This is a genomic window from Pantoea folii (genome assembly GCF_056678875.1).
Genome location: NZ_JBWXON010000034.1, coordinates 1 through 20,048, shown reverse-complemented (window position 1 = coordinate 20,048; position 20,048 = coordinate 1). Strand labels below are relative to the sequence as shown.

General features: G+C 51.8%; 21 protein-coding genes and 1 other annotated feature. Of the genes, 14 read left to right on the top strand and 7 right to left on the bottom strand.

Translation table 11 applies throughout. From position 1 onward, the window contains the following. Positions 1-309 precede the first annotated feature (309 nt). From yqaB to luxS, 4 genes are all read left to right on the top strand, one after another. The gene (yqaB, locus tag AC1MDE_RS25460; protein WP_480345183.1) at positions 310-876 is read left to right on the top strand and encodes a fructose-1-phosphate/6-phosphogluconate phosphatase; all 567 of its coding nucleotides are present in this window, start codon (positions 310-312) and stop codon (positions 874-876) included. Next, positions 873-1,301, top strand: coding sequence for a YqaA family protein (locus tag AC1MDE_RS25455; RefSeq protein WP_034822213.1), 429 nt, complete (start codon positions 873-875; stop codon positions 1,299-1,301). Before yqaB ends, AC1MDE_RS25455 begins: the two co-directional genes overlap by 4 nt. A gap of 31 nt (positions 1,302-1,332) precedes the next feature. Further along, positions 1,333-2,937 carry a glutamate--cysteine ligase gene (gshA, locus tag AC1MDE_RS25450; protein ID WP_480345182.1) on the top strand — a complete coding sequence of 535 codons (1,605 nt, stop codon included), beginning with the start codon at positions 1,333-1,335 and terminating at the stop codon, positions 2,935-2,937. A gap of 150 nt (positions 2,938-3,087) precedes the next feature. Beyond that, positions 3,088-3,603 (top strand): S-ribosylhomocysteine lyase, encoded by a 516-nt coding sequence (gene luxS / locus AC1MDE_RS25445; RefSeq protein WP_034822217.1) that lies wholly within the window; start codon positions 3,088-3,090, stop codon positions 3,601-3,603. A 55-nt stretch (positions 3,604-3,658) separates the two neighbouring features. On the opposite strand, the gene AC1MDE_RS25440 is transcribed toward luxS, so the two are convergent. Beyond that, positions 3,659-4,945, bottom strand: coding sequence for an HlyC/CorC family transporter (locus tag AC1MDE_RS25440; RefSeq protein ID WP_045816444.1), 1,287 nt, complete (start codon positions 4,943-4,945; stop codon positions 3,659-3,661). 13 nt (positions 4,946-4,958) lie between these two features. After that, the gene (locus AC1MDE_RS25435; protein WP_038645240.1) at positions 4,959-5,753 is read right to left on the bottom strand and encodes a cytochrome C assembly family protein; all 795 of its coding nucleotides are present in this window, start codon (positions 5,751-5,753) and stop codon (positions 4,959-4,961) included. A 166-nt stretch (positions 5,754-5,919) separates the two neighbouring features. Between AC1MDE_RS25435 and ffh the strand changes: the two genes are divergently transcribed. The 5 genes from ffh (at position 5,920) to rplS (ending at position 9,433) form a co-directional block, all read left to right on the top strand. Further along, positions 5,920-7,281: a signal recognition particle protein gene (ffh, locus tag AC1MDE_RS25430; protein ID WP_034822223.1), complete on the top strand. Its 1,362-nt coding sequence runs from the start codon at positions 5,920-5,922 to the stop codon at positions 7,279-7,281. 142 nt (positions 7,282-7,423) lie between these two features. After that, positions 7,424-7,672, top strand: a complete 249-nt coding sequence (gene rpsP, locus AC1MDE_RS25425) for a 30S ribosomal protein S16 (RefSeq protein WP_480345179.1) — start codon at positions 7,424-7,426, stop codon at positions 7,670-7,672. 18 nt (positions 7,673-7,690) lie between these two features. Next, a complete protein-coding gene (rimM, locus tag AC1MDE_RS25420; RefSeq protein WP_034822227.1) occupies positions 7,691-8,239 on the top strand; it encodes a ribosome maturation factor RimM in 549 nt (182 codons plus the stop codon). A gap of 35 nt (positions 8,240-8,274) precedes the next feature. After that, positions 8,275-9,039, top strand: coding sequence for a tRNA (guanosine(37)-N1)-methyltransferase TrmD (gene trmD, locus AC1MDE_RS25415; RefSeq protein ID WP_045816445.1), 765 nt, complete (start codon positions 8,275-8,277; stop codon positions 9,037-9,039). A 43-nt stretch (positions 9,040-9,082) separates the two neighbouring features. Then, positions 9,083-9,433: a 50S ribosomal protein L19 gene (rplS, locus tag AC1MDE_RS25410; protein WP_034822234.1), complete on the top strand. Its 351-nt coding sequence runs from the start codon at positions 9,083-9,085 to the stop codon at positions 9,431-9,433. A gap of 57 nt (positions 9,434-9,490) precedes the next feature. On the opposite strand, the gene AC1MDE_RS25405 is transcribed toward rplS, so the two are convergent. Further along, complete coding sequence (locus AC1MDE_RS25405) at positions 9,491-10,012, bottom strand: GNAT family N-acetyltransferase (RefSeq protein WP_480345178.1); 522 nt, start codon at positions 10,010-10,012, stop codon at positions 9,491-9,493. 297 nt (positions 10,013-10,309) lie between these two features. Between AC1MDE_RS25405 and AC1MDE_RS25400 the strand changes: the two genes are divergently transcribed. Together AC1MDE_RS25400 and tyrA are read left to right on the top strand one after the other, a co-directional pair. After that, positions 10,310-11,389 carry a 3-deoxy-7-phosphoheptulonate synthase gene (locus tag AC1MDE_RS25400; RefSeq protein WP_034822238.1) on the top strand — a complete coding sequence of 360 codons (1,080 nt, stop codon included), beginning with the start codon at positions 10,310-10,312 and terminating at the stop codon, positions 11,387-11,389. 6 nt (positions 11,390-11,395) lie between these two features. Continuing rightward, on the top strand, positions 11,396-12,517 hold the full coding sequence (gene tyrA, locus AC1MDE_RS25395) for a bifunctional chorismate mutase/prephenate dehydrogenase (protein WP_058962335.1): 1,122 nt from the start codon (positions 11,396-11,398) through the stop codon (positions 12,515-12,517). Positions 12,518-12,550: 33 nt separating this feature from the next. Here the strand turns inward: tyrA and pheA are convergent, their stop codons facing one another. From pheA to bamD, 4 genes are all read right to left on the bottom strand, one after another. Beyond that, the gene (gene pheA, locus AC1MDE_RS25390) at positions 12,551-13,714 is read right to left on the bottom strand and encodes a bifunctional chorismate mutase/prephenate dehydratase (protein WP_480345177.1); all 1,164 of its coding nucleotides are present in this window, start codon (positions 13,712-13,714) and stop codon (positions 12,551-12,553) included. Between the two features lie 22 nt (positions 13,715-13,736). Further along, positions 13,737-13,861 (bottom strand) — a sequence feature (Phe leader region). After that, complete coding sequence (pheL, locus tag AC1MDE_RS25385; protein WP_100703679.1) at positions 13,813-13,860, bottom strand: pheA operon leader peptide PheL; 48 nt, start codon at positions 13,858-13,860, stop codon at positions 13,813-13,815. Its footprint overlaps the feature before it by 48 nt. Positions 13,862-13,958: 97 nt before the next feature. Continuing rightward, positions 13,959-14,285, bottom strand: a complete 327-nt coding sequence (raiA, locus tag AC1MDE_RS25380) for a ribosome-associated translation inhibitor RaiA (RefSeq protein ID WP_034822244.1) — start codon at positions 14,283-14,285, stop codon at positions 13,959-13,961. 266 nt (positions 14,286-14,551) lie between these two features. Then, positions 14,552-15,292, bottom strand: coding sequence for an outer membrane protein assembly factor BamD (bamD, locus tag AC1MDE_RS25375; protein ID WP_479399359.1), 741 nt, complete (start codon positions 15,290-15,292; stop codon positions 14,552-14,554). A 130-nt stretch (positions 15,293-15,422) separates the two neighbouring features. On the opposite strand from bamD, the gene rluD reads away from it, so the two are divergent. From rluD to clpB, 3 genes are all read left to right on the top strand, one after another. After that, positions 15,423-16,403 carry a 23S rRNA pseudouridine(1911/1915/1917) synthase RluD gene (rluD, locus tag AC1MDE_RS25370; protein ID WP_034822248.1) on the top strand — a complete coding sequence of 327 codons (981 nt, stop codon included), beginning with the start codon at positions 15,423-15,425 and terminating at the stop codon, positions 16,401-16,403. Then, positions 16,400-17,125 carry a purine nucleoside phosphorylase YfiH gene (gene yfiH, locus AC1MDE_RS25365; RefSeq protein ID WP_058962337.1) on the top strand — a complete coding sequence of 242 codons (726 nt, stop codon included), beginning with the start codon at positions 16,400-16,402 and terminating at the stop codon, positions 17,123-17,125. Before rluD ends, yfiH begins: the two co-directional genes overlap by 4 nt. 124 nt (positions 17,126-17,249) lie before the next feature. Beyond that, on the top strand, positions 17,250-19,823 hold the full coding sequence (gene clpB / locus AC1MDE_RS25360; RefSeq protein ID WP_058962338.1) for an ATP-dependent chaperone ClpB: 2,574 nt from the start codon (positions 17,250-17,252) through the stop codon (positions 19,821-19,823). The last annotated feature ends 225 nt before the right edge of the window (positions 19,824-20,048 follow it).

The following is a 20,048-nucleotide window of genomic DNA, read 5'->3' as shown; positions in this document are numbered from 1 at the left end:
CATCCATAGCTCAGCTGGATAGAGTACTCGGCTACGAACCGAGCGGTCGGAGGTTCGAATCCTCCTGGATGCACCATCTCCTGTTCGAAACAATCAACGCCCGCTTTCTGAATTTACTTCCCATTTTTCTTCATCACGCAAAAATCACTTATATAACCGCCATTTATCCCCGGTATCGCTACCTGACCTTTTTCCGAAAACAAAAATAGCTAATGCTTTCAAAGCATTTGCTGTTAAGCACACCTGGCGACAACCTAAGCGCATTACGCTAAAGTAATGGCTCATTTTGTGGTGCTCGATGGAGTGACAATGTACGACCAATATGACGCCCTGATTTTCGATATGGACGGCACAATCCTGGATACTGAGCCGACACATCGAAAAGCCTGGCAGCAGGTGCTGAGCCGTTACGGTTTCACCATGGATGAGAAAAAAATGGTGAGTTTTAATGGCGCGCCCACCTGGCAGCTGGCGCAGTACATTCTTGAGCAGAACAACGCTGAGCATGACCCTCATTTGCTGGCCGCAGAGAAAACCGAAGCGCTCAAGGCGATGTTGCTGGATGATGTACGCCCTTTACCGTTAATGGACATGGTAAAAGCGTATCATGGTCGTCGTCCCATGGCGGTGGGTACTGGCAGTGAACACAGCCTGGCAAAGGCCCTGCTTGAAGCCTTGGGTGTCTATCATCTGTTTGATGCCGTTGTCGGCGCGGATGATGTGCAGCGCCATAAACCCCAACCCGATACCTTTTTACGCTGCGCCGAGTTAATGGGCGTGGCACCTGAACGCTGTGTGGTATTTGAAGATGCTGACTTTGGTGTTCAGGCGGCGCGAGCCGCGGGCATGGATGTGGTTGATGTCCGTTTACTGTGAATGAAATTCTGACCTATGGATCGTTATTCGGCAGTAGCTTTCTGAGTGCCACCTTGCTTCCAGGAAGTTCAGAGGCTGTGCTGATTGCTTTGCTGATCGCCCAAAAGGGTTCGATCTATGGATTGTTATTGGCCGCATCAGTGGGAAACACGCTGGGTGGCCTGACCAACATTATTCTCGGTCGCCTCATGCCGCCAAAAGGGCAGGGGCGATGGCATGACACAGCAATGACGTGGTTACATCGATTGGGTCCTGCAGCGCTGCTTTTAAGCTGGCTGCCGGTAGTGGGCGACCTGCTTTGCGTGCTTGCAGGCTGGTTGCGCTTTGCCTGGCTGCCCTCGGTGCTGTTCCTCGCCATCGGTAAAACGCTGCGTTATATCGTTATCGCGACCGCCACATTACAAACAATGCAATGGTGGCATTGATTCGCACAGATTCGAGGCTACGGTTAACATTATGCTGAACAAAAATAAATTATTCGCACAGCGGGAGGTTAATGTGATCCCGGACGTATCAAAAGCGCTTTCCTGGTTGGAAGCGCATCCCGACGCGTTAAAGGGTATCGGCCGTGGCATTGAACGCGAGACGTTGCGCGTCAATCCGAATGGTCACCTGGCAACGACCGGACATCCTGAATCCCTGGGTTCGGCGCTGAAGCACAGTTGGATTACCACCGATTTTGCCGAAACGCTGCTGGAGTTCATTACACCTGTCGATCAAAGCATTGATCGGTCACTGGCCTTCCTGCGTGATATACATCGCCACACTGCGCGAGAGTTAGGTCAGGAACGCATGTGGCCATTCAGTATGCCGGGTTATGTTGAAGATGTTGATAGCATTGAGCTGGCGCAATATGGCAGCTCTAATATCGGCAAGATGAAAACCCTCTATCGGCAGGGACTGAAAAATCGCTACAGCGCACTGATGCAGATTATCTCAGGTGTGCATTATAACTTCTCGCTGCCACTGTCGTTCTGGCAGGAGTGGGCGGATGTAAAAGATGCGGAAAGCGGCAAAGAGACCATTTCTGCTGGATATCTGCGTCTGATCCGCAACTATTATCGTTTTGGTTGGGTGATCCCTTATCTGTTCGGTGCATCTCCAGCGATCTGTTCATCGTTCCTGCAGGGACGTGAAAGCAAATTACCCTTTGAAACGGACGGCAAGGGGACGTTGTGGCTGCCGTATGCCACCTCGCTACGCCTCAGTGATTTGGGCTACACCAACAAGTCGCAGAGCGGTTTGGGCATCACCTTCAACTCGCTCGACGGTTACGTTGCTGCGCTGAAAGCGGCGATCAAAACGCCGTCCGCAGAGTATGAAGCGATGGGAACCAAAGATGCAGACGGCAACTGGTTGCAGCTGAACACCAACGTGTTGCAGATTGAGAACGAATTGTATGCACCGATTCGTCCAAAACGTGTGACACGTTCGGGCGAAGCACCTTCTGATGCGCTGTTGCGCGGCGGGATCGAGTACATCGAAGTGCGTTCTCTGGATATTAACCCATTCTCCGCCATTGGCGTGGACGCCAATCAGGCGCGTTTCCTTGACCTGTTCCTGATCTGGTGTACCCTGGCGGATGCCCCTGAGATGAGTTCCGACGAACTGCTGTGCAGCCGTAAAAACTGGAACCGCGTGGTCATGGAAGGACGTAAGCCAGGCCAGGTGATTGGCGTGGGCTGTAGCGATACCGAACATCCGTTGGTTGAAGTAGGTAAAGCCCTGTTTGCCGATCTGCGTCGTGTTGCCGAGGTGCTCGATAGCAATTATGGCAGCACGCAATATCAACAGGTGTGCGATCAACTGGTGGCATCGTTTGATGATCCTGAGCTAACCTATTCAGCGCGTATTCTGCATGCCATCAAAGAATATGGCTTAACCGGCGCAGGTGTGGCACTGGCTGAACAGTATCGCCATCTGCTGTGTGAAGAGCCGTTAGAGATTTTGACCGAAGATGACTTCAGTCGTCAGGCGTTGGAATCGGTACAGGCGCAGGAAAAGCTGGAACAGAGTGATACGCTGGATTTCGAAAGTTATCTGGCAGGTCGCGAAGGCTAAAAAAGAAAATGGCCACATCATTGTGGCCAAAATTAACATCTCTGTTGTCAGGGATGATGATAACAAATGCGCGTCTTTCATATATTCAGACGTTGGGCGAACGGAAAAGTTTCATCGTTTTAAAAAAAATCTCAAAACAGGAGGTGACGTATGCCACTACTGGATAGTTTTACTGTTGATCACACCATCATGGGCGCACCCGCTGTGCGCGTTGCAAAAACCATGAATACTCCGCATGGCGATACCATCACCGTTTTTGACCTGCGTTTCTGCCGTCCGAATATCGATATTCTGACTGAGCGCGGCATTCATACGCTGGAGCACCTGTTCGCTGGCTTTATGCGTAATCACCTCAATGGTGATGGCGTGGAAATCGTTGATATCTCGCCAATGGGCTGCCGCACCGGCTTCTACATGAGCTTGATTGGTGAACCAGACGAGCAGCGCGTAGCGAAAGCGTGGAAAGGGGCGATGGAAGATGTTCTGAAAGTGAAAGAACAGAGCCAGATCCCGGAACTGAATGAATACCAGTGTGGTAGCTACAAGCTACACTCACTCGACGAAGCGCAGCAGATTGCGCGTAACGTGTTGGCGCATGAGATTGGCGTGAACCGTAACGAAGATCTGAAACTGCCGGCTGAGAAGCTGAAAGAGCTGCACATCTAGTGTCTGTCTGAGCAGAAATGAAAACGCCGCGATGTTCGCGGCGTTTTTTTTGGCTTCAGGAACCGATGGAGGATTTCAGCGGATGGTGCGGGGTAATGCGCACCTGCTTCACCATGTTGTCTTGCACGTCGAGGATATCCACATCGTACTTCCCGATTTTCACGCGTGTATCGACCAGCGGAATCTCTTCCAGCGCTTCCAGCAGCATGCCATTGATGGTGCGTGCTTCGTCTTCGGGTAACGTCCAGTTAAAGGCTTTATTGATTTCACGCACGTTGGCGCTGCCTTCAATCAGCACTGAGCCATCATTCTGCGGCATCACTTCTTCCGCCAGCGAAGGAGACATGGACGTCGTAAAGTCGCCAACAATCTCTTCCAGAATGTCTTCAATGGTCACCAGCCCTTTGATGTCACCATATTCATCGACCACTAAGCCGACTTTCTTCTTATTACGCTGGAATTTCACCAGCTGGACATTCAGCGGTGTACCTTCCGGCACATAGTAAATTTCATCAGCGGCGCGCAGCAGGCGATCTTTGTTGAACTCTTTCTTCTCGGTCATCATGCGCCAGGCTTCACGCACGCGCAGCATGCCAACCGAATCATCCAGCGAATCGCGGAACAGCACGATCCGGCCATGCGGGGAATTACTCAGTTGGCGAACAATCGATTTCCAGTCGTCGTTGACGTTAATGCCGACAATTTCATTGCGTGGCACCATGATGTCATCAACGCTGACCTTTTCCAGGTCCAGCACCGACAGCAGCATGTCCTGATTACGACGTGACATCAGTGAGCGGGACTCATAGACAATGGTACGCAACTCTTCCTTACTTAGGGCTGAACTAATTGAGCCTTCCGTTTTGATACCAACCATGCGCATCAGAATGCGGGTAATGGTGTTGAGCAGCCAGACCAAGGGCAGCATCACATACTGCAGCGGCGCCAGCAGCACGCTGCTGGGATAGGCGACTTTTTCGGGGTAAAGCGCTGCAATGGTTTTCGGCAGCACTTCAGCAAACACCAGCACCACAAAAGTCAGGATCCCGGTGGCAATTGCCACACCCGCATCGCCGTAAAGACGCATACCGACAATGGTACCCAATGCGGAGGCCAGGATATTCACGAGGTTGTTGCCTATCAGCACCAGGCTGATTAAGCGATCAGGACGGCGTAAAAGTTTTTCGACACGACGAGCCGCGCGATTACCGCTTTTGGCTTTGTGGCGCAATTTATAACGATTGAGCGTCATCATGCCGGTCTCTGAACCGGAGAAGTACGCAGAGACCAGCACCATGATGACCAGCGTAACGATCAGCGTGGTGGTTGAAACATGTTCCAACGCAAAAATTCCTTTAGTGAGAAGTGAGCAGGTGCTGAAGCACGCGACTGCCGAAGTAGGCCATGGTCAGCAGCAGTGCACCACCGCAGTTAAACCAGACGACGCGACGTCCGCGCCAGCCCTCATGATAGTGTCCCCAGAGCAGAACGATATAAACAAACCAGGCAAGAATGGACAGCACCGCTTTATCGACATTCTCCGCGCTAAACAGGTTATGCATGAAGAACAGACCGGTACACAGCACCAACGTCAACAGCACTACACCAATTTGCGTGATATGAAACATCTTACGCTCAATACTCAGCAGCGGCGGCATATCCTGGGTGAAAGCCAGTTTCTTATTTTTCAACTGGTAATCAATCCATGCCAGCTGCAGCGCGTACAGTGCCGCGATAATCAGCGTAGCGTAGGCAAACAGCGACAGGCCGATATGGATCATCATGCCCGGCGTGGTTTCGAGATGGGTAATAAAGGCATTCGGCACAAAGGTGGCGAAGGCGAGGTTAATCAAGGCAAAGCCGTAGACAATCGGCAACAGTAACCAACCGCGATTGCGCGATGCAACGATGGTCATGATCGCGCAGATCAGCAAACTCACCAGCGAACCGATATTTAGCAGGCTGAGGTTTTGTCCGTTATCGACGGCAAAAATGCGTTGTTGCAGTGCAACCGCATGGGCGATCAACGCGACGCAAGCAGAAAGTACGGCAAAACGACGCCAGCCACCGTTGCGTTTCAGCAGGCTGGGGATGATCAATGCAAGACTGAGGGAGTAGGCGAACAGCGCCACGATCGCGAAAACGAACATAGATCCTTTCAGGTGTCGGTTAGATAAGGAAAAAACCAGTATAGCGCCAGCTGCATCAGGCTCCAAACGATCTGAAGGTCAATTGCAGAGATCGCTGTGGCTTCGTGCTATAATCCGCCGCATTGTGCCGCCCAGGCGGCCTCGCTACGGTCCTAAGTGAGAGAGCATGTTTGATAATTTAACCGATCGTTTGTCGCAATCCCTGCGCAACATCAGCGGCCGCGGAAGGCTGACCGAAGACAACATTAAAGACACCTTGCGTGAAGTGCGCATGGCATTGCTGGAAGCGGACGTTGCGCTGCCGGTCGTGCGTGAGTTCATCAACCGCGTGAAAGAAGCGGCGGTAGGTCAGGATGTAAACAAAAGCCTGACGCCTGGCCAGGAATTTATCAAAATTGTTCGCAACGAGCTGGTTGCGGCAATGGGTGCAGAAAATAATGCGCTCAATCTGAACGCACAGCCTCCGGCTGTGGTGTTGATGGCGGGCCTGCAGGGTGCGGGTAAAACCACGAGCGTGGCGAAGCTGGGTAAGTTCCTGCGCGAGAAGCATAAGAAGAAAGTGCTGGTGGTTTCTGCTGACGTTTATCGCCCGGCGGCGATTAAACAGCTGGAAACACTGGCGCAGCAGGTTGGCGTGGACTTCTGTCCTTCCGATCTGAGCCAAAAGCCTGTCGACATCGTTAAGAACGCCCTGAAAGAAGCGAAGCTGCAATTCTACGACGTGCTGCTGGTGGATACCGCCGGTCGTCTGCACGTTGATGAAGCGATGATGGACGAGATCAAACAGGTACACGCCGCGATCAATCCGGTGGAAACCTTGTTTGTGGTCGATGCCATGACTGGTCAGGATGCGGCAAACACGGCAAAAGCCTTCAATGAAGCGCTGCCACTGACGGGTGTGATTCTGACGAAAGTGGATGGTGATGCGCGCGGTGGTGCAGCGCTGTCTATTCGTCATATCACCGGCAAGCCGATTAAATTCATGGGTATGGGTGAGAAGACGGAAGCACTGGAAGCGTTCTATCCAGACCGTATCGCCTCACGCATCCTCGGCATGGGCGACGTACTGTCGCTGATCGAAGATATCGAGAGCAAAGTTGACCGCGAACAGGCGGAGAAGCTGGCGAAGAAACTCAAAACCGGTGATGGCTTTGATCTCAACGACTTCCTCGATCAGCTGAAGCAGATGCGCAACATGGGCGGCATGGCCAGCCTGATGGGTAAGCTGCCGGGCATGGGGCAATTGCCAGACAACGTGAAATCGCAGATGGATGACAAAGTGCTGGTGCGTATGGAGGCGATCATCAATTCGATGACCACCAAAGAGCGTCAGAAACCGGAAATCATCAAGGGCTCACGCAAGCGCCGTATTGCCACCGGTTCAGGTATGCAGGTGCAGGACGTTAACCGTTTATTGAAACAGTTCGACGACATGCAGCGCATGATGAAGAAAATGAAGAAGGGTGGCATGGCCAAAATGATGCGTGGCATGAAAGGTATGATGCCGCCCGGATTCCCCGGTCGCTAAGGCGAGCGGCACACAGCCAGAAAATTAACACGCTCAGGTTGCTTTTTTCGCCAAAATGAGTAAAATTTTCGGGCTTTTTATATTGCGCTCGGGTTCCATCCCTCGATGGAACCCGAGCGCTTTATTAACTAATGAGGATGTTATGGTTACAATTCGTTTGGCACGTCACGGCGCGAAAAAGCGTCCGTTCTATCAGGTCGTCGTTACTGACAGCCGCAATGCGCGTAATGGTCGTTTCATCGAGCGCGTAGGTTTCTTCAACCCGATCGCTTCTGGTCAGGCTGAAGGTCTGCGTCTGGATCTGGACCGTATTGAGCACTGGGTTGCCCAGGGCGCAACGCTTTCTGATCGCGTTAACGCGCTGATCAAAGAAGCAAAAAAAGCAGCTTAATCTGTCACGGTGGTTAGCATGAGCATTAAACCTGCCGCACAGCCTCTCGTTAACCCAATTGTATTGGGGAAAATGGGGGCCGCTTACGGCATTCGAGGTTGGCTCAAAGTGTTTTCCTCCACTGAAGACGCTGAAAGCATCTTCGACTACCAACCCTGGTTCATCCAGCGTGCCGGTAAATGGCAGCAGGTCGAACTGGAAGGTTGGAAGCACCACAATCAGGACCTGATCATCAAAGTCAAAGGCATTGACGATCGGGACGCTGCGGCACAGTTAACCAATTGCGAAATTACGGTTGATTCTGCTCAGCTGCCAGCGCTGGAAGAGGGTGATTACTACTGGAAAGACCTTATGGGTTGCAAAGTGGTAAACCTCGACGGTTACGAAATGGGCAAAGTCATTGATTTGATGGAAACCGGTTCGAACGACGTTCTCGTTGTTAAGGCAAACCTGAAAGATGCATTCGGTGCGCAAGAGCGGTTAATCCCGTTTCTTGATGAACAGGTTATCAAGAAAGTCGATCTCTCTACTGGCACGATTGAAGTAGATTGGGATCCTGGTTTTTGATCTCCGGACAATCCGGTAACGTAACGGCGAACGCGATGTGGATTGGTGTTATTAGCCTGTTTCCAGAGATGTTTCGCGCTATTACCGAGTACGGGGTAACTGGCCGGGCAGTAAAAAATGGCCTGCTCAACATTCAAAGCTGGAGTCCTCGTGACTTCGCGCACGACCGGCACCGTACCGTGGATGAACGTCCTTACGGCGGCGGACCGGGAATGTTGATGATGGTGCAACCCTTACGGGATGCTATCCACGCAGCGAAAGCGGCGGCGGGAGAAGGTGCCAGGGTGATTTATCTTTCACCTCAGGGTCGCAAACTGGACCAACAGGGCGTTTGCGAACTGGCGACCAACCAGAAGTTGATTCTGGTGTGTGGTCGTTACGAAGGGATTGATGAGCGCGTGATTCATACTGAGATTGATGAAGAATGGTCAATCGGTGATTACGTGCTCAGTGGTGGTGAGCTACCAGCCATGACGTTGATTGATTCAGTCGCCCGGTTTATCCCCGGCGTATTGGGCAAGCAGGCGTCAGCCGATGAGGATTCGTTCTCGGATGGTTTACTGGATTGCCCGCACTACACCCGACCTGAAGTGTTAGAAGGGATGGAGGTTCCGCCAGTCTTACTGTCGGGCAACCATGCCGATATTCGCCGCTGGCGCCTGAAACAGTCGCTAGGCCGTACCTGGCTAAGAAGACCTGAACTTCTGGAAAACCTGGCTCTGACTGAAGAGCAAGCACGGTTGCTAAATGAGTTCCAACGGGAACATCAGCAGCAACAAAACCATCAGGTGGAAGAGTAATCTTCCCTGACTATCAGTTTACCCAGGATATAGAGATTTAATTATGAGCAACATTATCAAGCAACTTGAACAAGAGCAGATGAAGCAGGACGTACCTTCATTCCGTCCGGGTGATTCCGTGGAAGTGAAAGTATGGGTCGTTGAAGGTTCTAAGAAACGTCTGCAGGCATTCGAGGGCGTGGTTATCGCTATTCGTAACCGCGGTCTGCACTCTGCATTCACTGTTCGTAAGATTTCAAACGGCGAAGGCGTTGAGCGTGTCTTCCAGACTCACTCTCCGGTAATTGACAGCATTTCTGTCAAACGTCGTGGTGCTGTACGTAAAGCCAAACTGTACTACCTGCGTGAGCGTACCGGTAAGTCAGCTCGTATCAAAGAGCGTCTGGGCGCGTAAGCGACATCCCAAAGTTAATAGCAAACAAGGGGTTGGCCTAATGGCCAGCCCCTTTTTTTATGGTCGCTTGAGTTGGTAAATCGCGCTATTCACTGGGCCGCTATCAAGAATGATTAAACCATAGCGGCAATCGATAAACTCAAAACCACTGCGCAATGCCACGGCACGGCTGGCATGATTCTCCTCAGCAGCGATAATCTCCAGTAAGGGGATCTGCGCGTGCTTGAAGCCAAAGTCCACCAATTGAGCCACTGCACGTGTTGCGACACCTTGCCTTTGTGCATCGCTGCGAACCCAATAGCCTAATGCACTAAATTCCCCAAGCCGCTGTGCGAATCTGATGCCTGCGCCGCCGAGTAACCGATCATTGCTATCGACAATAGCGAACTCTTCCGCTTCACCGTTACTCCGCTGCATATGGGTGAAATTAATCCAGTTAGTGGCTTCCTCTGCCCGATAATCGTGATGCGCCCATACCATCCATGGCAGCAGGCTGTTGAGAGACTGATTGACCGCCGCAGTAAAAGCGCCAGCATCCTCTAGAACGAAAGGGCGTAAGGTGATGACAGAGGTTGACATCCTAAGATCCTGGAAAACGATGAATAACAAAATGTTAATGGAAAAAGAGGGTGTAGGCACTTTTAAATAAAAGTGGGGTGTAAAATAAAATTTACATAAATCACTTTGTGTTAGATGGCCTCAATTTCATTAACTTCATGTATTTAAGGTGTTTTTTGTATTGTTTTTGTGGTGCTTATCAATAGTGGTAATAAAAGTGTACATTCACGGATTGCAAGATGTACATGTTGTGGTACAGTAAGCGCCATCCTCAGTGAGGATCCCAAACCGCATACACGAGTTAAAAGGATCGCCATCATGCAGAAAGACGCGCTGAACAATGTGCATATCGCCGACGAACAAATTTTAATCACCCCGCAAGAGCTGAAAGCGAAGTTCCCGCTCACTGCGGCGCAGGAAGCGCAGATTGCTGCTTCTCGCCAGACCATTGCCGATATTATTGCTGGCCGCGATCCGCGCCTGCTGGTGGTCTGTGGTCCTTGTTCAATTCACGATACCGAAGCCGCACTGGAATATGCTCGTCAGCTGCAAACTCTCTCTGCACAGTTGAAGGATCAGCTGTATATCGTTATGCGCGTTTATTTTGAAAAACCCCGTACCACCGTTGGCTGGAAGGGGCTGATCAACGATCCTTACATGAACAACTCATTTGATATGGAAGCCGGGCTGCACATTGCGCGTCAGCTGCTGGTGAACCTGGTGGAGATGGGCCTGCCGCTGGCAACTGAAGCACTGGATCCTAACAGCCCACAATACCTGGGCGATCTGTTTAGCTGGTCTGCGATCGGTGCTCGTACTACCGAGTCACAAACACACCGCGAGATGGCTTCTGGTTTATCAATGCCTGTCGGCTTCAAAAATGGCACTGATGGCAGCCTGGGCACGGCGATCAACGCCATGCGCGCCGCCGCGATGCCGCACCGTTTTGTCGGCATCAATCAGGCAGGACAGGTTTGCCTGTTACAGACTCAGGGCAACCCGGATGGCCACGTGATCCTGCGTGGTGGGAAAGCGCCTAACTATGGTCCTGAAGATGTTGCGCAGTGTGAAAAAGAGATGCTGAAAGCGGGACTGCGTCCAGCCTTAATGATAGATTGCAGCCATGGTAATTCTAATAAAGACTACCGCCGTCAGCCGGGTGTAGCCGAATCGGCTATTGCGCAGATTAAAGATGGAAATCGTTCCATTATTGGCCTGATGCTGGAAAGCAATATTCACGAAGGCAATCAGTCTTCTGAGCAGCCACGTAGCGAAATGAAATACGGTGTTTCCGTCACGGATGCCTGCATCAACTGGGAAACCACGGAAACCTTGCTGCGTGAAATCCATCAGGATCTGCAGGGAGTGCTGTCGGCACGTCTGTCACACGAGGAATAAAGAGTCATGGTGGCTGAACTGACCGCGCTACGCGATCAAATTGATGAAGTCGATAAAGCCCTGCTTGGGCTATTAGCCAAACGCCTTGAGCTGGTAGCTGAAGTAGGTGAGGTCAAAAGCCGTTATGGTTTGCCGATTTATGTGCCAGAACGTGAAGCCAGCATGTTGGCTTCACGTCGTCAGGAAGCTGAAGCGCTCGGCGTTTCGCCAGATCTGATTGAGGATGTCTTACGTCGCCTGATGCGTGAATCTTATGCGCATGAAAACGACAAAGGCTTCAAAACGCTCTGCCCAACGCTGCGCCCGGTGGTGATTGTTGGTGGGCGTGGCCAGATGGGGCGCTTGTTTGAAAAGATGCTCAATCTGTCAGGTTACCAGGTCCGTATTCTGGACAAGGGCGATTGGGATCGTTCTGAAGAGCTGCTCAAAGATGCGGGCATGGTCATCATCAGTGTGCCCATTCATCTGACCGAGCAGATCATCGCCGAATTACCAACACTGCCGGAAGACTGCATTCTGGTTGATCTTGCATCGGTGAAGAATCGTCCATTGCAGGCGATGCTGGCGGCGCATACCGGCCCTGTTCTCGGCTTACATCCCATGTTTGGCCCGGATAGCGGTAGCCTGGCGAAGCAGGTGGTGGTGTGGTGTGATGGCCGTCAGCCGGAAGCCTACCAGTGGTTCCTTGAGCAGATTCAGGTTTGGGGCGCGCGCTTACATCGCATCAGCGCGGTCGAGCATGACCAGAACATGGCCTTTATCCAGGCGCTGCGTCACTTTGCCACTTTTGCCTATGGTTTGCATTTAGCGGAAGAGAACGTCAACCTTGATCAACTGTTGGCGCTGTCCTCACCGATTTATCGCCTGGAACTGGCGATGGTTGGTCGACTGTTTGCTCAGGACCCGCAGCTTTACGCAGACATCATCATGTCTTCGGAGAGCAATCTGGCGCTGATTAAGCGTTATTACCAGCGCTTTGGTGATGCGATTAAATTGCTGGAGCAGGGCGATAAACAGGCGTTCATCAAGAGCTTTGAAGGTGTCGCGCACTGGTTTGGCGATTACGCTCAACGCTTCCTGGTAGAGAGCCGAAGCATGTTGCGTTCGGCTAACGATAGCCGGCAATAAAAGAGAAGGCATCCGCAAGGATGCCTTTTTCATTTACAGTCGCGGTTCCACCGGAACAACATTTTCACCCGGATAGCAGCCGAGTACTTTCAGAGATCGCGTCAAATCACGTAGCTCTTTCAACGCCAGCTGCATGTTCTCCGATTGCAGATTGCCCTGCACGTCGATGTAAAACATCTCCTCCCACGGATTACCGTTGATTGGGCGGTTTTCCAGTTTGCTCATGATCAGATTGTGATTACGCAGCACCAGCAGAGCCTCAACCAGCGCACCGGCTTGCTGGCCGGTTGCCATAATCAACGTGGTTTTCGCAGGCACCTGGCCAGAAACTTCAATCGGCTTACGCGCCAGCACAATGAAACGCGTATGGTTCTGTTGCTGATTGGCTAAATTCCGCTCCAGTACCTGCAAACCATACAACTCTCCGCCTGCCTCGCTGCCCAATGCAGCCACTTTTGCTGAATTCATTGCCGCGACTTTTTCCATCGCCGCTGCGGTGCTTTCGGTATATTCGATTTTCCATTGCGGGAACCGATTGATGAACTGGCTGCACTGCTGGAATGGCTGAGGATGGCTATAAACCGTTTCAATTTGCTGTAAGTCGGTATTGCCGTTGACCAGCACACAGTGTTCGATTGGGATGGTCAGCTCGCCAACGATGGAGAGCGTGGTTTGCTGCAGCAGGTCATAGACGTCGTTAATCGAGCCTGAGCTGGTATTTTCGATTGGCATCACGGCGTAATCGGCCTGGGCACTCTCCACCTGATGAATGATGTCATGGAATTTTAGGCAGCCCATCTCAACCATGGAATCAAAATGACGTGTGGCGTATTTACGCGCCGCGAGGTGAGAGTACGAACCCTTAGGACCCAGAAATGCGATGCGCGGCGCGTGTGCGTGCGGGTGGTTTAAGTTTTTCTGCAGCAGCGCTTGCTGAGTCAGTACCGAATCTTCAATCACCAGTTGGAACAGACGAGTAATGTAGTGCGCATCAAGCTGGTGCCTTTTGCCGAGTGAGATCAGGTTTTCCAGCAGTGCGCGTTCACGCTCAACATCGCGAATCGGGCGATGGGTCGCGAGCTTTGCTTGCGCCACCTCAACCGCCAGCGAACGGCGTTCAGATAACAGCGTTAACAGCTTTTCATCAACGGCGCTGATCTTATCGCGTAATGCCAGCAGCGGATTTTCGGGATTCATAGGGCTCACCTGTAAAATGTCCAATAAAAAAGCCTCCCGTTTGGGAGGCTTTGTTGTTCGTCTTCGCATTCATTTTCACACGACGAATCACCTCCCAATCAGGGGAAGGTAAAAAAGAATGCGAAGAAGAACGGTAGATGTTTCATGTGTGATTCCAGTAATAAAGTGGATTGAGAGTAACCGCAGTGATTTAAAGCTGTCAATAAAAAACGCGCCCGCAGGCGCGTTACTGGAAAAGGTCTATTTATCCCGCAGGGGTGAAATCTTTCATACTGCTGGTTGCGCGGCGCGCTTCAGGCTTGTGCTGCGCCTTATTCAGTTGTCGCTCCAGCTTGGCAATCAGATCGTTGATAGCCGTGTACATATCTTCGTGTTTCGCGCTGGCAACCAGCGTGCCGTTCGGTGTGTTAATGGTGGCATCAGCCACGAATTCTTTCGGCTCTTTCGATAACACGATGTGCGGATTTATCAGGTGAGTTTGCCACTTTTCCAGCTTGGCGAGACGGTCTTCGACATGGTTGCGGATAGCCGCAGTGATTTCCATTTGTTTGCTGGTAATGTTCAGAATCATAGTTAAACCTCTCTGTCATTTCCGTCTGGGTAGGACCAGCATACCGCGTAAATCAGGAAAAAGTGTGATCTAGATCACATTGAAATGTCACTTTTTGTCAATGCCAGTGAATTGTGAGAAAGGCTCATAAAATCGCGGAAAATGCTTGAAGGGCAGGGATGAAAAGAGCAAGATTGATGAGTTAACCGCAGCGGATAATCAGCAATCTGGCTGAATTTTCGGCAAAAAAAGCAGCCATTAAGGCTGCTTTTTTATTGGTAGTAAAATCAGGGCTGATTATTTGTCGCGATGATCTTCGCTACCTTGTCCGCTTCTGCGGTTAACTGCAGCTGGCGGTATGCATTTTCCATCAGCGGCAGCGCTTTGTGCGTGGCTTCGGTATCCGGGAAATCTTTCATCATCCCTTCAACACGGTTAACAACGGCGACATAGGCCCCACGCTTGGTATAGAATTGCGCCACCGAGAGTTCATACTTCGCCAGACGCTCTTTCAGGTAGGCTAAACGTTTCTGCGCATCCTCAGCATACTGGCTGTTCGGATAGCTGCGCAGCAACTGTGAGAAGTCACGGAAAGCATCACGAGCGTGCGTCGGATCACGATCTGAACGATCGATACCGAAGAAGCCCTGCAGTGCAGAGTCATCCAACGCCATATCCGTCAGGCCTTTCATGTAGATGACGTAATCGATGTTTGGATGAGTCGGATTCAGGCGCATAAAGCGAGCGATAGCGGCTTGCGCCAGTGGCAGATCGGCATTTTTGTAATACGCGTAGATTAAATCCAGCTGTACTTGCTGCGAATAAGGGCCAAACGGGTAGCGGTTATCCAGTGCTTCCAGTTGCTTAATCGCCGCTTTAAAGTTACCGTCCTGCAGCTTTTGCTGGGCTGTAGCGTAAATTTCAGATGGCGGGCTGTCCGGAACGGGATCCGATGAGCCGGAACAACCCACCAGAGCCAGGCTCAGGCTCAATGTGGCAGCAGCCACCAGATGTTTCATACGCGTCATGACGAAATGATTATCCTCAAAGTGTTGTAGCGGAAGCTGTCCGTATAGCTCCCGGTTATGACCTGGTACGATAGCACATTATATTAAACGGCATCGCCGTGAAAACCCAACGTTAACGAAGAAGCTGTATATGGCACAACAAGTTCAACTCACCGCAACGGTGTCCGAAGCACAGCTTGGACAACGCTTAGATCAGACTTTGGCGGAATTGTTCCCTGATTATTCACGTTCCCGCATAAAAGAATGGATCCTTGAGCGTCGCGTCAGCGTCAACGGCACCATCATCGATAAACCGAAAGAGAAAGTTTTCGGCGGTGAGCAGGTGTCTATCGATGCTGAAATCGAAGAAGCGCAGCGCTGGGAAGCGCAAAACATTCCCCTGAACATCGTTTATGAAGACGATGATATTCTGGTCATCAACAAACCGCGTGGCCTGGTGGTGCATCCTGGGGCAGGTAATCCGGATGGTACGGTCCTGAATGCGCTGCTTTATCATTACCCACCAATTGCCGACGTCCCGCGTGCTGGGATCGTCCATCGTCTTGATAAAGACACAACCGGTTTGATGGTGGTGGCGAAGACCGTTCCCGCTCAGACGCATCTGGTGGAAACGCTGCAGCTGCGCGAGATTACCCGTGAATATGAAGCGGTTGCGATTGGCACCATGACGGCAGGCGGCACGGTTAATGAGCCGATGGCGCGCCACTCCACCAAACGCACTCACATGGCGGTACACCCTATGGGTAAACCCGCGACCACGCATTATCGCATCATGGAGCATTTCCGTGCTCATACGCGTCTGCGTCTGCGTCTGGAAACGGGTCGTACTCACCAGATTCGTGTGCACATGGCGCATATCAACCATCCATTAGTGGGTGATCCGCTGTACGGCGGTCGTCCGCGTCCGCCTAAAGGTGCATCAGATGCGTTCATCGCCGCGCTGCGCGGTTTTGACCGTCAGGCGCTGCATGCCACCATGCTGCGTCTCTACCATCCCATCACCGGCATTGAGATGGAATGGCATGCGCCGTTGCCGCAAGACATGGTCGATCTGATTGACGCGCTGAAAGCCGATACCCATGAGTTCCGCGATCAAATGGATTGGCTATGAGTGAGTGGATCATTCCTGACTGGCCTGCACCGCAGCGCGTTCAGGCATGTTCCACCTTGCGACATGGCGGTGTTAGCACTGCGCCCTGGGATTCGCTGAATCTTGGGGCGCACGTTGGCGATGCTGAAACGCATGTCTTGCAAAATCGTCAGCATTTGAAAGATAAACTGCTGCCCGCCATGCCGCAGTGGCTTAATCAGGTGCATGGGCAGGACGTTGTGCGTTTGCCTGCGGACGAGTTATTACCCAATGCAGATGCGGCCATTACCCGCGAATCCGGTGTAGTTTGCGCCATCATGACGGCGGATTGCTTGCCGGTGTTGTTTTGCAGTGATGATGGCAGTGAAGTGGCTGCTGCTCACGCTGGCTGGCGTGGTCTGTGTAACGGCGTGCTGGAACAGACGCTGCAACAGTTTCGCTCACCAGCCCGTGAGATCCACGCCTGGCTTGGACCCGCTATCGGCCCGCAGGCATTTGAAGTCGGTGCTGAGGTGCGTGAAGCCTTTTTGGCGCACGATGTACAAGCCGATGCGGCTTTTCGCCCGGTTGGTGACAAATATTTTGCGAATATCTGGCAGCTAGCGCGTCAGCGACTTCAGGCCGCTGGAGTGCATTCTATCAGTGGTTCACAGCGTTGCACTTTCACCGAAGCCAATGATTTTTTCTCCTACCGACGAGATGGAATCACCGGGCGTATGGCAACTTTGATTTGGCTGAGATAATCTTACGCCGCAAGACGATCCAGTAGCGTATTTTTTGTTCGCAACACAGGTCATTAACCTTGAAATATTTGAGGGATGACCTCATTTAATCTCCAGTAGCATTTTGACCTGTATTGGAGGAATCATGCGTCTGGATCGTCTTACTAATAAATTCCAGTTGGCCCTTGCCGATGCTCAGTCCCTTGCTCTGGGACACGACAATCAATTTATCGAACCCCTGCACTTGATGAGCGCTTTGCTCAATCAGGAAGGCGGATCGGTGCGTCCGTTGCTTGGCGCAGCAGGTGCCGATGTGGCTGGTCTGCGTACCAGCATCGAACAAGCTATCAACCGACTGCCGCAGGTAGAAGGTACGGATGGCGATGTACAGCCTTCAGCCGATCTCATTCGGGTCCTGAACCTGTGCGACAAACTCGCGCAAAAGCGCGGCGACAACTTTATATCATCTGAATTATTTGTTCTGGCGGCCCTCGACTCTCGTGGTTCGCTGGCGGACCTATTGAAGTCCGCTGGTGCAACCACCGAAAAACTCACTAAGGCCATCGAGCAATTGCGGGGAGGAGAGAACGTGAACGATCAAGGGGCTGAAGATCAGCGCCAGGCTTTAAAAAAATACACCATCGATCTGACCGAGCGCGCCGAGCTTGGCAAGTTAGATCCGGTGATTGGTCGTGATGAAGAGATTCGTCGTACCATTCAGGTATTGCAGCGCCGTACCAAAAACAACCCGGTATTAATTGGGGAACCCGGCGTAGGTAAAACTGCGATTGCCGAAGGGTTAGCGCAGCGCATTATCAATGGTGAAGTGCCAGAAGGATTGAAAGGTCGCCGCGTGTTGGCCCTGGACATGGGTTCGCTGGTGGCGGGTGCTAAATATCGTGGTGAGTTCGAAGAGCGCCTGAAAGGTGTGCTGAGCGATCTGGCAAAACAGGAAGGCAACGTCATTCTGTTTATCGACGAGTTGCATACCATGGTTGGCGCGGGTAAAGCCGATGGCGCCATGGATGCCGGTAACATGCTGAAACCTGCATTAGCGCGTGGTGAGTTGCACTGCGTGGGTGCTACCACGCTGAATGAGTATCGCCAGTTCATTGAGAAAGATGCGGCGCTGGAGCGTCGTTTCCAGAAAGTCTTTGTGGCTGAACCGAGCGTGGAAGACACCATTGCTATTCTGCGTGGCCTGAAAGAGCGCTATGAGTTACACCACCATGTGCAGATTACTGACCCGGCGATTGTGGCAGCGGCCACGTTGTCGCACCGCTATATCTCCGATCGCCAGCTGCCAGACAAGGCAATTGACTTGATTGACGAGGCTGCATCGAGCATTCGTTTGCAGATGGACTCGAAACCGGAGTCGCTTGATCGTCTGGAACGCCGCATCATCCAGTTAAAGCTGGAACAACAGGCACTGAAGAAAGAGTCGGACGATGCCAGTATCAAACGTCTGGAGATGCTGGAAACGGAACTCGATCAGAAAGAGCGTGAATACGCTGAGCTGGAAGAAGAGTGGAAAGCGGAAAAAGCCTCTCTGACGGGGACGCAGAACATTAAGGCGGAACTGGAGCAGGCTCGTCTGGCGATGGAGCAGGCGCGACGCACTGGTGACCTGGGGCAAATGTCTGAACTGCAATACGGCAAAATTCCAGAGCTGGAAAAGCAGCTCACTATTGCCACGCAGTCAGAAGGCAAAACCATGAAACTGTTACGTAACCGCGTAACAGACGTGGAAATTGCCGACGTGCTAGCGCGCTGGACCGGCATTCCAGTGGCAAGAATGATGGAAGGCGAGCGTGAGAAATTGCTGCGAATGGAGCAAGAGCTGCATGCGCGCGTGATTGGTCAGAACGAAGCCGTTGATGCAGTATCAAATGCGATTCGTCGTAGTCGTGCAGGTCTGTCCGATCCTAATCGCCCAATTGGCTCGTTCCTGTTCCTTGGACCAACCGGTGTGGGTAAAACCGAGCTGAGTAAAGCGCTGGCTAACTTCTTGTTCGACAGCGACGATGCCATGGTGCGTATTGATATGTCCGAGTTTATGGAAAAACACTCGGTATCGCGTTTAGTGGGTGCACCTCCGGGCTATGTCGGTTATGAAGAGGGCGGTTACCTGACAGAAGCTGTTCGTCGTCGCCCTTATTCCGTGATTCTGCTGGATGAAGTCGAAAAGGCTCACCCGGATGTCTTCAACATCTTGTTGCAGGTACTGGATGATGGGCGCTTGACCGATGGGCAGGGACGTACGGTCGATTTCCGTAATACCGTGTTCATTATGACCTCTAACCTTGGGTCTGACCTGATCCAGGAACGTTTCGGTGCGTTGGACTATCCGGAAATGAAAGATATGGTGATGACGGTGGTAGGTTCGCATTTCCGCCCAGAGTTCATTAACCGTATTGATGAGGTGGTGGTGTTCCATCCGCTTGGCGAGCAGCATATTGCTTCTATCGCGCAGATTCAGCTGCAGCGGTTGTACAAACGTCTGGATGAACGTGGCTACCAATTGCATATCACGGATGCAGCGCTGAAGCTGTTGGGTGAAAATGGATATGATCCGGTATACGGTGCACGTCCATTGAAACGCGCTATTCAGCAGCAAATTGAAAACCCACTGGCGCAGAAGATTCTTTCTGGTGCTTTTGTTCCGGGTAAAACCATTGAAATGGATGTTAAAGACGATGTCATCGTCGCACATCAGTGATGAGATTTGACGTAAACGGGCCTTCGGGCCCGTTTTTTTTGCCTGTGCGATGCCAATTCGTTGCTAATTTCAGCGTATCGACCGAAAAGTGAGCGGTTGTGCAAAAACTTCAAATTAACGCTTGTCAGTCCATCAGAAATCCCTATACTGCGCCACCACTGAGACGGCAAAGCGGCAACGCAGACGGCTCAGCAGGGAGTGAAGAAATTCATCCCGCCGGAGAAA